This window comes from Gordonia aquimaris (genome assembly GCF_026262595.1).
GTDB lineage: Bacteria > Actinomycetota > Actinomycetes > Mycobacteriales > Mycobacteriaceae > Gordonia > Gordonia tangerina.
The window spans coordinates 20,176-31,545 of record NZ_JAPKFM010000022.1; the positions used below are offsets into that span (position 1 = coordinate 20,176).

10 protein-coding genes are annotated in these 11,370 nt (G+C 68.7%); 2 read left to right on the forward strand and 8 right to left on the reverse strand.

What is annotated here, in order from left to right:
• Positions 1–13 precede the first annotated feature (13 nt).
• Complete coding sequence (locus tag OSB52_RS18240) at positions 14–1,741, reverse strand: proline--tRNA ligase (RefSeq protein ID WP_266062999.1); 1,728 nt, start codon at positions 1,739–1,741, stop codon at positions 14–16.
• Between the two features lie 60 nt (positions 1,742–1,801).
• Between OSB52_RS18240 and yaaA the strand changes: the two genes are divergently transcribed.
• A complete protein-coding gene (gene yaaA, locus OSB52_RS18245) occupies positions 1,802–2,542 on the forward strand; it encodes a peroxide stress protein YaaA (protein WP_266063000.1) in 741 nt (246 codons plus the stop codon).
• 30 nt (positions 2,543–2,572) lie between these two features.
• Here yaaA and OSB52_RS18250 read toward each other — a convergent pair whose 3' ends face one another.
• From OSB52_RS18250 to OSB52_RS18265, 4 genes are all read right to left on the reverse strand, one after another.
• The gene (locus OSB52_RS18250) at positions 2,573–4,093 is read right to left on the reverse strand and encodes an MFS transporter (RefSeq protein ID WP_266063001.1); all 1,521 of its coding nucleotides are present in this window, start codon (positions 4,091–4,093) and stop codon (positions 2,573–2,575) included.
• A gap of 74 nt (positions 4,094–4,167) precedes the next feature.
• Positions 4,168–5,454, reverse strand: coding sequence for a uroporphyrinogen-III C-methyltransferase (gene cobA, locus OSB52_RS18255; RefSeq protein ID WP_266063002.1), 1,287 nt, complete (start codon positions 5,452–5,454; stop codon positions 4,168–4,170).
• A gap of 82 nt (positions 5,455–5,536) precedes the next feature.
• The gene (locus tag OSB52_RS18260; protein ID WP_235722240.1) at positions 5,537–5,800 is read right to left on the reverse strand and encodes a hypothetical protein; all 264 of its coding nucleotides are present in this window, start codon (positions 5,798–5,800) and stop codon (positions 5,537–5,539) included.
• A complete protein-coding gene (locus OSB52_RS18265; protein ID WP_266063003.1) occupies positions 5,797–6,807 on the reverse strand; it encodes an acyl-ACP desaturase in 1,011 nt (336 codons plus the stop codon). The genes OSB52_RS18260 and OSB52_RS18265 overlap by 4 nt, the downstream gene beginning before the upstream one ends.
• 150 nt (positions 6,808–6,957) lie before the next feature.
• On the opposite strand from OSB52_RS18265, the gene OSB52_RS18270 reads away from it, so the two are divergent.
• Complete coding sequence (locus OSB52_RS18270) at positions 6,958–7,644, forward strand: response regulator (protein ID WP_266063004.1); 687 nt, start codon at positions 6,958–6,960, stop codon at positions 7,642–7,644.
• A gap of 3 nt (positions 7,645–7,647) precedes the next feature.
• Here the strand turns inward: OSB52_RS18270 and OSB52_RS18275 are convergent, their stop codons facing one another.
• Genes OSB52_RS18275 through cobO form a run of 3 tightly spaced genes read right to left on the reverse strand, consistent with a single transcriptional unit; the run spans position 7,648 to position 11,348 of the window.
• Positions 7,648–9,270: a GAF domain-containing sensor histidine kinase gene (locus OSB52_RS18275; protein ID WP_266063006.1), complete on the reverse strand. Its 1,623-nt coding sequence runs from the start codon at positions 9,268–9,270 to the stop codon at positions 7,648–7,650.
• Positions 9,267–10,700, reverse strand: coding sequence for a cobyrinic acid a,c-diamide synthase CobB (locus OSB52_RS18280; RefSeq protein WP_235722244.1), 1,434 nt, complete (start codon positions 10,698–10,700; stop codon positions 9,267–9,269). Before OSB52_RS18280 ends, OSB52_RS18275 begins: the two co-directional genes overlap by 4 nt.
• 30 nt (positions 10,701–10,730) lie before the next feature.
• Positions 10,731–11,348 carry a cob(I)yrinic acid a,c-diamide adenosyltransferase gene (gene cobO / locus OSB52_RS18285; protein ID WP_266063007.1) on the reverse strand — a complete coding sequence of 206 codons (618 nt, stop codon included), beginning with the start codon at positions 11,346–11,348 and terminating at the stop codon, positions 10,731–10,733.
• Between the last annotated feature and the right edge of the window lie 22 nt (positions 11,349–11,370).

Consider the following 11,370-nt stretch of genomic DNA (forward strand, 5'->3'; position numbering starts at 1 on the left):
CCGTGCCCACCGCCTATCGGGCAGCCTCGGTCACCCGTACCACGGCGTCGTCGACCGGCACCTCGGTGGCCTCCCCGGTGAAGCGGTCGCGGATCTCGATGGTGCCGTTGGCATATCCGCGGCCAACCACGACGACCACGGGCATCCCGAGCAGTTCGGCGTCCTTGAACTTCACGCCCGGCGAGGCCTTGCGATCGTCGAGCAGCACCGACAACCCTGCCGCGTCGAGATCCTCGGCCAACTGGTGGGCGCCGGCGATGGCGGCCTCGTCCTTGTTTGCGATCACGAGGTGGACCGCGAAGGGTGCCACCGACCGAGGCCACCGCAGACCCTTTTCGTCGTGGCACTGTTCGGCGATCACGGCGACCAGGCGCGAGACCCCGACGCCGTAAGAGCCCATGGTGAGGCGCACCGGTTTTCCGCTCTCGCCCAGCACATCCACCTCGAAGGCATCGGTGTACTTCTGACCGAGCTGGAAGATGTGGCCGATCTCGATGCCCTTGGCCGAGACCAGCGGCCCCTTGCCGTCCGGAGACGGGTCCCCGTCGCGGACCTCGGCTGCCTCGATCGTGCCGTCCGGGGTGAAGTCGCGTCCGGCGACGAGGTTCACGAAGTGCTTGCCAGGCTGGTCGGCGCCGGTGATCCAGGAGGTGCCGTCCACCACCCGCGGGTCGACCAGGAAACGGACGCCGTTGGCCGCCAGTGCCTTCGGTCCTATGTATCCCTTCACGAGAAACGGGTTCGCGGCGAAATCCTCGTCGGAGAGGATCTCCACCTCGGCCGGTTCGAGCGCCGCCTCGAGACGCTTCATGTCGACCTCACGGTCGCCGGGCACACCGATACCGGTGATCTCCCAGTCGCCGCCCGGTTGGCGCACCTTGACCAACACGTTCTTCAAAGTGTCGTGTCCGCCGAACGTGCCGTCCAGAGTGGCGTTGGCCCACTGCACGAGTGAGTCGATGGTCGGGGTGTCCGGGGTGTTGTAGATCTCGGCCTCCGGCAGACCGTCGAACGGGATCGGTTCGGGAGCCGGGGTGACCACCGCTTCCACATTGGCGGCGTACCCGGACTCGATGCACCGGACGAAGGTGTCCTCGCCCACCTCGCTCTCGGCGAGGAACTCCTCGGACGCGCTGCCGCCCATCGCCCCGGAGGTGGCCGCGACGATCACATACTCGACCTCGAGGCGACGGAAGATCTTCTGATAGGCCTCGCGGTGGGCGGAGTAGGCCCGCTTCAACCCGTCGTCATCGAGGTCGAACGAATAGGCGTCCTTCATGACGAATTCGCGCCCACGCAGGATTCCGGCACGCGGCCGCTCCTCGTCGCGGTACTTCGTCTGCACCTGATACAGGATCACCGGCAGATCCTTGTAGGAGGAGTACTCCCCCTTGACCAGCTGGGCGAACAGCTCCTCGTGGGTGGGTCCGAGAAGCATGTCGGCGCCCTTGCGGTCCTTGAGCCGGAACAGGTTGTCGCCGTACTCGGTCCATCGCCCGGTGGATTCGTAAGGGTCGCGCGGCAGCAGCGCCGGCAGCAGGATCTCCTGCGCCCCGATCGCGTCCATCTCCTCGCGCACCACCTGCTCGACAGCGCGCAGCACCCGCAGACCCAGCGGCAGCCAGCTGTACACCCCGGGCGCCGCTCGGCGGACATAGCCGGCCCGGACGAGGAGTTTGTGGCTGGGGACCTCCGCGTCGGCCGGGTCATCACGGAGTGTGCGCAGGAACAGCGTGGACATGCGAGTGATCACAGGTGACCAGCTTAGACGTGCCGATCTGCGGCTCGTTATGGTGTTGCGGTGCTCGTCATCCTGCCTCCCTCCGAGACCAAATCCGACGGTGGGCGTGGTGCGCCGCTCGACCTGGACACCCTGGTGTTTCCGGAGCTCAATCCCATCCGCAAACGCATCGCCGAGTCGCTCGTCGAGTTGTCGGCAGATCTCGACGCCAGCCGAGCCGCCCTCGGGTTGGGCCGTACCCAGCTGGCGGAGGTGGACCGCAACGCGGATCTGTGGCTCGCCCCCACCCGACCGGCGATCGAGCGCTACACGGGGGTGCTCTACGACGCACTCGACCACGGTGCCATGACCCGCGCACAGAAGACCAAAGCCGGCGAACGCCTCGCCATCGGCTCGGCATTGTTCGGCGTGGTCCGTGCCGGCGACATGATTCCGGCGTACCGACTGTCGGGCGGCTCCAAGTTGCCCGGCATGTCGACGCTGGCGTCGGTCTGGAAGCCGGAGTTGTCGAACAGTCTCGCCGCTGTGGACGACTTCATCGTCGACCTACGGTCCGGGGTGTATCAGCAACTTGGCCCGGTTCGCGACGCCGTCACCGCCACCGTGGTGACCGAGGCCGCCGACGGCAGCCGGAAAGTGGTCAGCCACTTCAACAAGCACTACAAAGGGCTGATGGCCCGCGCCCTGGTGCACACTCGCCGAAACGTGCGAGACATCGACGGTCTCGCCGCCGTGTTGTCCGACGCGGGCCAGCGGGTCGAGATCGAGGGCTCCGAGCAGATCGTGGTTATCACCGACTGACCGCAGCACTCCGCCGCCGGGCCAGCGGCCTCAGTGCTGGGTGCGCTCGTCGACGTCGAGGTTGGCGTTGGCGGCTTCCTGCGCCGCCTGACCTTCGGCCACTTCCTCCGGGGTGAACCGCATGAACAGCACCACCACGGCGGCGAGCACTGCGATCCCGGCGCAGCAGGCGAAGGCGAGACCGTAGCCGCTGGCCTGCGCGGCGAGTTCGGTCGGGTTCATCTCCTCGACGGGCCGGGTGGTGCCACCCTCCGACAGCGCCCGCGAGGTGACTGCGGCGCCCACGGCCACCAGACCGATCGCACCACCGAGGTTCTGCGCCACCTGGGCGAGCGCGGTCAGCGGGCCGATCTCGGTGGGGCCCACTCCGGCGACGACCGACAGGGTGAGCGGGATGACGGCGAAGCCGACACCGAAACCGATCACCACCACGGGCAGGCCGATGCTCGGGAAGTATCCGGGACTGCCGGTGGCGATCGACGATGCGTACAGGCAGCCGGCCAGGATGATCGCGCCACCGAGCAACACCAGCCACCGAGGCTGGATGATCAGCGCCAGCTTCGAGGCGATCGCGGCCGCGATGCCGAGGCCGAACGCGAAGGGCACCACGGCCATCCCGCTCTGGATCGGCGAGTACTTGAGAATGCCCTGCAGATACAGCGAGATGAACACCGCCATGCACATCATGATCATGCTGGCGAAGAAGATCGCGACGAGCGCGGCGACACGGCTGCGATTGTCGAACAACACAAACGGCAGGATCGGATTGGCGGCCTGTCGTTCGACGATGACGAAGGCGGTCAGGGCGAGGCCACCGAGAATGAACGATCCCACCACCAGCGGGCGCGCCCACCCGTCGGGTCCCTCGTTGACCGCCAGCACCAGCAAGGTGCAACCGAGTGTGCCGAGGATCGCGCCGGGAATGTCGAGCGACAACCGCTCACCCTGCGACTCGCGCAGTACCGCGACCGCACCGACGGCGACGAGCACCCCGATGGGCACGTTGATGAGGAACACCAGCCGCCACGACACCTGGGTGAGGACGCCACCGAGAATGAGTCCGGCGACCGAGCCGACGCCGGTCATCGCCGCATAGATGGCGAACGCCTGACTGCGCGCCTTTCCGGGTGCGAAGGTGGTCGCGACCAGCGCCATCGCCGTCGGCGCGGCGATCGCCGCCGAGGCCCCCTGCAAGGCGCGCCCGACGATGAGACTGGCCTCGTTCCATGCGACACCGCACAGCAGCGAGGTGACGGTGAAGGCCACCACACCGATGACGAACATCCGCTTTCGCCCGAACGCGTCGCCGAGACGGCCGCCGAGCAACATCAGCCCGCCGAATGCGAGGACATAACTACTGATGATCCAGTTGGCACCGGACTCCGAGAGCGACAGCGCATCGCGGATCTTGGGCAACGCGAGGGCGGCCACGGTGCCGTCGAGCACCATGAGCAGCTGCATTCCGCTCAGCACCAGGATCGCGGGCCCGAAGACGTTGCGGTAGGCCGGCACGCCGGCGTGCGCGGGGCTCGACGTTTCGGGGGCTGACATAAAGTTCGACGGTACCGTCCGGCGCCCCGAATATGCCAATCGCCGTTGGCCCGTTTCGGTCGGTTGTGCCGGCGCTACGTAGCCAGGCCGGTGAATCCGGCCACGTCGCCGATCACGACGATCGCCGGCGGCCGCAATCCGTGCTCGTCGGCGGTGGCCGCGGCATGCTCCAGGTCGGTACGCAGGACACGCTGCGTGGGCAGCGACCCGTTCTCGATCATCGCGACCGGGGTGGCAGGCGGTTTGCCGCCGGCCAGGAGCGCATCGGCGAACACGTCGACGCGTTCGACCGCCATCATCAGCACCAGCGTCCCGCGCAGTTTACTGATCGCCGGCCAGTCGATCAGCGAATCGGGATGATCCGGGGCGACATGACCGGAGGCGATGACGACCTCGTGGGTCACGCCCCGATGGGTGACCGGGATGCCGGCCGACGCCGGGGCGGCGATCGGGCTGCTGATGCCGGGGACCACCGTCACCGGCACGCCTGCCTCGACACACGCCTGCACCTCTTCGAAGCCGCGTCCGTAGACATAGGGGTCGCCGCCTTTGAGTCGCACCACGAACTTGCCCGCCTGCGCGCGCTCCACCAGCACCGAGTTGATGGCGTCCTGTTTCATGGAGCGGCCGTAGGGCACCTTCGCGGCGTCGATGATCTCCACCTGCGGGCCGAGTTCGGCGAGCAATTGCGCGGGCGCCAACCGATCGGCGACAACGACGTCGGCCTGAGCCAGCAGTTTCTGGCCGCGCACGGTGATCAGGTCGGGATCGCCGGGACCACCGCCGACGAGCGCCACCCCCGCGGCATGCGGTGCGTCGTCCTCGACACGCAGCGACCCGTCGGCCAGCGCCCGGCCGATCGCGGCCCGCAACGCCGCCGACATCCGGTGGTCGCCACCGGCGAGCACACCGAACTGCAGATCCCGATGTCGGCCGGACGCCGGGGTGACCGCGGTGCCGAAGCGCGCGTCGTCGGCGCGGACACAGAAGGTGTGGCGGGCCTCGGCGTCGGCCACGACCTGCGCGTTGACCGCCGGGTCGTCGGTGCAGGCCATCACGTACCACGCCCCGTCGAGGTCGCCGTTCTCATAGGCTCGGTGCGACACCGAGATCCCGACGGTGGACTCGACCGCGGGTGTCGGGTCGATGGCGATCACGTGGACGTCGGCGCCGGCAGCGATCAGATTGGGCAGTCGGCGCTGGGCCACCGACCCACCGCCCACCACGACCACCCGGCGACCGACCAGGTCGAGACCGACCAGGTAGTGACCGCCGGAGCTGTCGTTCGGCGACCCGGGGGTCGGGGACGTTTCGGTTGCGGGACGGGCACCATCGGCACCGTCGGACACGCCTGAGGACATGACCCACGAGCCTACCGACCCTCCATCGGTCGGGCCGACCAGTGCCGGTCTCCCTTCCTCGCCGCCCGCTCAGGCCACCCGGTCAGCCCGGCAGCCGGCCGCTCCGCCGGGCGAGTTCCCACACGTCGGCGACCGGAACTCCGAGACGGTGAGCCGATGACCGCAGCAGCTCCGCGAGCAGCACCGATGTCGCGTACTCGCCGAGCGCCGGATCCTCGGGTTGCATACGGATCGAGTTCCACCAGCTCACGTTGCCGCAGCTGGCCGCCTCGGCCATGGCGATGGCGGTGTCGAAGCCGGCGATCGGGGCCTCGGCGATCGGGGCCGCGGTGTCGGTGTCGGTCACAGCAGCGCGTCCGAATCGACCCCGCGTGCCCGCTGTCGCTGCAAGGCCCGCTCACGCGACTCCTCGAACCTGCGGACCTTGACGTCCATCTCGTCGAGGAACCGGCCCAGCAGGTCGCGGTAGTGCTCGCCGAGCGGTCCGAAGTCGTCGCGCTCGAAGATCCGCCACTTGCGCAACACCGGCATCACTACCTCGGACAGGTGTTGCGGGAGGTCGTAGATGCCACCCTTCGCGATGAGCACGGCGTTGCGTCGGAAGTTCGGCATCGTGGCACCGGGCATCTGGAAGTTGGCGACGATCCCGTAGATCGCGGCCATCGTCTGATCGGGCAGCAGGTCGAGCGCACCGGCGACGATGTTGCGGTAGAAGAGCATGTGCAGGTTCTCGTCGGCGGCCACCCGCGCCAGCATGCGGTCGGCGACCGGGTCACCGCACGCCTTGCCGGTGTTGCGATGTGACACCCGCGTCGCGAGTTCCTGGAAGCTGACGTAGCTGACCGCATAGAGCATGTCGTAGCTGTGGTCGCGTTGCCCGTCGTCAGCGGGCAGCGGGTTGAACCCGTGGGTCATGTGGGCTATCCGGGTGTTCTCCAGCTCCACCGGATCCACCCCGCGGGTCACCACCAGGTAGTCGCGCATGACGACCGAATGCCGCATCTCCTCGGCGGTCCAGCGTCCCACCCAGAATCCCCACGCGTCGTCGAGGCTGAAGTTCTCGGCGATGACGCGGTGATACGAGGGCAGATTGTCCTCGGTGAGCAAGTTGGTGATCATCGCGGCCTTGGCGGTCTCCGACAGCTGCGATTGCGACGGGTCCCAGTCCACCCCGCCCAGCGCGGCGAAGTTGCGCCCGTCGTCCCATGGCACGTAGTCGTGCGGATGCCAGTCCTTGGTCATCTTCATGTGCCGGTCGACCTCGGTCTCGCACACCGGCAACAACTCTCGGAGCAGATCCGACCCGGACATCCGGTTGTCGGTCACCGCGGGTGGATCGATCAGACTGGTCATCGCTCTCCTCGGGGTCACACGGATATGACGCGATCAACTCTGCTCGCGGGTGGCCGTGCGTCTCGTGGGCCGAAAGTCCCGACTGCGCTGGGTCGCAGGTCGCCGGATCGGGCGACTGCCCCGGCGGGGGCGCTGCGGTACCGTCAGACCATGCCTCCCGAGGTTCCGACAGAGGGCGCCACCCGGCCGACGCCGACCCGCGTCTATCTGGTCGACGACCACGAATTGGTGCGACGCGGACTTCGCGATCTGTTGAGCACCGCCGACGATCTCGAAGTGATCGGTGAGGCGGCGACGGTGGGTGAGGCGAGGGTCGGGATCCTCGCTGCCGTGCCCGACGTCGCGGTCCTCGACGTCCGCCTCCCCGACGGCTCCGGCGTCGAACTCTGCCGCGACGTCCGGGCCGCGCAACCGTCGATCGGGTGCCTGATGCTGACCAGCTACGCCGACGACGACGCGCTGCTCGCGGCGGTGCTCGCCGGGGCGTCGGGGTTTGTGCTCAAGCAGATCCTCGGCCACAACCTGATCGAAGCGGTCCGCACCGTCGGTGCGGGTGGATCGCTGCTCGACGACCGCAGCACATCGGCGCTGCTGGCCAAACTCCGCAACCGCAGTGCCCCCGCCCACGATCCCCTCGCCGAACTCACCCATCAGGAGCGCGAGGTGTTCAAGCTGATCGGTGAGGGGCTGACCAATCGACAGATCGCCGAGCGAATGTTCTTGGCGGAGAAGACGATCAAGAACTATGTGTCGCGCATCCTGACCAAACTGGACATGCAACGCCGCACCCAGGTGGCGGTCATGGCGACCAAACTGCGTGACGGCCGGGCGCCCTGAGGCTCACCCGGTGAGCGGCACTGTCCAAGTAAGTGTGGTGCCACCGGCACCGCCGGGCGCCGTCGCGACCTCGAACACGCCATCACAGTCCTCGGCTCGGCGGGTGAGGTTGTCCAGACCGCGGTAGACCACGTCGGTTCCGATCCCGACGCCGTCGTCGCTGATCGCGACGGTGAGCACGCCGTCGTCGGCGGTCACCGACACGTCGATGTGGTCAGCGTCCGCATGTCGCAACGCATTCGACAACCCCTCCCGGAGCACCGCATCGATGTGTGGGGCCAGCCGTTCGGGGACGACGGTGTCAACCGGGCCGGCAAATGCCACGCTCGGCGCGATCGGCGCCTGCGCGGCTAGTTCGGACACGATGTCGAGCACGCGCCTACGTAGCGTCGCGGTGTCGTGGTGGCCAGAAATGGTCTGCAGATCGAAGATGGACGTGCGGATCTGGGCGATGGTGCGGTCGAGGTCGGCCACCACCTGCTCCAGCCGTGCACGGGCGGCGTCGTCGGTAGCGGCCCCGGCCAACATCGTCTGCACCGACATCCCGATCGCGAACAGTCGCTGAATGACGTGATCGTGCAGATCCCGCGCGATCCGATGCCGGTCCTCGAGCACCTCGAGATCGCGAGCCACCTGCTGCTGTTCGGCGTAGGCGACCGCGAGCGAGGTCACCTCGGCGACACCGGCGAGGCCTGCCGCGTCCTCGTCATCCCATCGTGGCCGGTCGGCGTGGGTGATGACGAGGCGGCCGAAGGTTCCGGCCGCGCGTTGCAGTGGCTGCACCGTCACCCAACGGGCAGCGCGCCGGATCAGCGACGAACCGATCTCGTCTGCGGGCACCACGGACCGCGTCGGGAAGGCGGTCACCCCGAGGTCGCCGCCGGCGATCGCTGCCCCGGTGTGTCCGACCACCTCCACCCCACCGGGTGCTCCGGTCAGCACGAAGACGTCGACGGCGGCGGTGAGGTCGGCGACGTCATCGCACAGGCGTGCCAGGGTGTCCTCCAACGCGATACCCGCCATCGGTTCCGAACCGCGCCGGGCGATGACCTGCATCCAGCGATGCCGGGTCCGGGCCTGCTCGAACAGTCGGGCGTTGTCCACCGCGACCCCTGCGGCCACGGCCAACACCGCCACCAAGGTTTCGTCGACCTCGGTGAATTCCGGGGCCGACCGTTTCTCGGTGAGGTAGATGCTGCCGAACACGGATCCGCGGATGATGATCGGCGCACCGAGGAACGTAGACATCGGCGGATGGCCGGGCGGGAATCCCACCGATGCCGGGTGGTCGCCGAGCGCGGGAATCCGCAACACCTGCGGTTCGTCGATGAGCAGGCCGAGCACGCCGCGACCCACCGGTAGGTGATCCATCTGTGATCGCTGGGCCGGGGTGATGCCGGTGTAGACGAAGGCGCTGAGTCCGCCGTCGGGTCCCCGCACGCCGAGCGCGCCGTAGCGGGCGCCGACGACCTGCGACGCGACATCCACGATGCGCTGCAAAGCGCGGTCGAGTTCGAGACCCCGGCCGACGACGAGCACGGCCTCGAGGAGGTCACTCAGCACGCGGGGGTCGTCGACGCCGTGGCGCGCCAGCGCGTCGAGCGCCTCGCTCAACCCACGATTCATCCCGCGCGCCCCGTACGTTCCGTGCGTTCGGCGTGCGCTCGGGCGTGCTCCACGAACCGCACGACCGCCGCCGGCGAACCCGCCGGGTGCACATGTAGATAGGACGCATGGACCGCACCGGAGGCGAATCCGTGGCTGCCCGGGTGACCTCGGTGATCGCGCCACGCCCACGCCGGATCGGGCGCGTGCACCCCTGCGTGGACCGTCGAGCGGTGGAATTCGTGACCGGTCACCCGTTCACCGGCGGCGAAGGCAACTGAATCGGTGACCGCCACCGCATCGCGGTATCCGAGCGTCAACGTCGGACCGAACCGGCCCGCCACATCCAGCACCCCGGCCATCGGATGGCCGTCGAGTTCGCTTGCGAGGTAAAGCAATCCGGCACATTCGGCGACGATCGGACGACCCGACCGCGCGTGCGCCGCGAGCCCGCTGCGCAACGGTTCGTTGGCCGACAGCGCCTCAGCGTGCTCTTCCGGGAATCCCCCGCCGATCACCACCGCGTCGGTGTCCGCCGGCAGGGGGTCGACGAGCGGATCGAAACCCACCACATCGGCACCGGCGGCGGTCAGCAGTTCTCGGTGCTCGGCGTAACCGAAGGTGAACGCCGCGCCGCCGGCGACGGCCACGCGCGGTCGTGCCCCGACGTCGGCGACCCGACAGTGAGCGGCCACCGCGTCATCGGCCGACCACGGCGTCACCGCAGGCCGCAGACTGCTCTGTGCGGCCGCCACGATCGCCGGGAGATCCAGGGCCGCACCCAGGGTGGCGGTCATCGCGGCCACCGCGCGCACTGCGTCGTCGCGCCGTTCGGCCGCCGGGATGAGTCCGAGGTGACGCGACGGCACCTGCAGCCCGGGGTCTCGGCGCAGCACGCCGACCACCGGCAGCCCGACCCGACTGCACGCCTGTCGCAACACGGTCTCGTGGCGGTCGGAGCCGACCCGGTTGAGGATCACACCGACGATGCGGATCGACGGGTCATACCCGATGAACCCGTGCAACACTGCGGCCAGCGACTGACTGTGACCGGCGGCGTCGACGACGAGCACGACCGGCGCGCCGATGAGCCGGGCGACATGTGCCGTCGACCCGAAAGCCGCGGGGTCCTCGGCACCGGTCTCTTCGGGCAGGATGCGGCCGTCGAACAGGCCCATCACCCCCTCGACCACCGCGATGTCGGCACCGGCCGCCCCCGCGGCGAACAACGGTCCCACCAGCTCCGGACCGACCAGGTTCGGGTCCAGGTTGCGTCCCACCGTGCCAGCGGCGACAGCGTGATATCCGGGATCGATGTAATCGGGCCCCACCTTGAACGGCGCCACCCGATGACCCGCAGCCCGCAGGGCGCCGATCAGACCGGTGGACACCGTCGTCTTGCCGCTGCCCGAGGCAGGCGCGGCGATCACGACAGCCGGGACTGCACTCATCCGACGTTCCCGCGGCGGTGTGTCACCTGGTCACCATTCGATGCCCTTCTGTCCTTTGCGGCCGGCGTCCATCGGGTGCGCGATCTTGTGCATCTCGGTGACGAGGTCGGCGGCGTCGATCAGGGTGGCCGGCGCTCGGCGGCCGGTGATCACCACATGTTGGCGTCCGGGCCGTGCTCGCAAGGTCGCCACCACCGCGTCGGTGTCCACCCACCCCCAATGCAGCGGATAGGTGAACTCGTCGAGGACGTAGAAATCGTGCTCGTGCGCCGCCAGTCGCCGGGCTATCTCGTCCCAACCGGCGCGTGCCGCTACGGCGTGATCGTCGTCGTGATCGGCGTTGGCTCGCAACCACGACCAGCCCTGGCCCATCTTGTGCCACTCCACCGGACCTCCGCGCCCGGTCTGTGCGTGTACCTCGCCGAGCGCGGTGAGGGCGCTCTCCTCGCCGACCCGCCATTTGGCACTCTTCACGAACTGGAAGACCGCCACCCGCATGCCGGCGTTCCAGGCCCGCATCGCCATGCCGAACGCCGCGGTCGACTTGCCCTTGCCCTCGCCGGTGTGCACCGCGAGCACCGGCTGGTTACGCCGCTGCCGGGTGGTCAGCCCATCGTCGGGGATGGTGTCGGGCACTCCTTGCGGCACGCTGCCTCCTGCCGGTCGCGGT

Coding starts and splice junctions, on each gene's coding strand:
- OSB52_RS18270 (WP_266063004.1), top strand. CDS start 6,958: ATGCCTCCCGAGGTTCCGACAGAGGGCGCCACCCGGCCGACGCCGACC.
- OSB52_RS18275 (WP_266063006.1), bottom strand. CDS start 9,270: ATGAATCGTGGGTTGAGCGAGGCGCTCGACGCGCTGGCGCGCCACGGC.
- OSB52_RS18280 (WP_235722244.1), bottom strand. CDS start 10,700: ATGAGTGCAGTCCCGGCTGTCGTGATCGCCGCGCCTGCCTCGGGCAGC.
- OSB52_RS18250 (WP_266063001.1), bottom strand. CDS start 4,093: ATGTCAGCCCCCGAAACGTCGAGCCCCGCGCACGCCGGCGTGCCGGCC.
- OSB52_RS18265 (WP_266063003.1), bottom strand. CDS start 6,807: ATGACCAGTCTGATCGATCCACCCGCGGTGACCGACAACCGGATGTCC.
- OSB52_RS18240 (WP_266062999.1), bottom strand. CDS start 1,741: ATGTCCACGCTGTTCCTGCGCACACTCCGTGATGACCCGGCCGACGCG.
- cobA (WP_266063002.1), bottom strand. CDS start 5,454: ATGTCCTCAGGCGTGTCCGACGGTGCCGATGGTGCCCGTCCCGCAACC.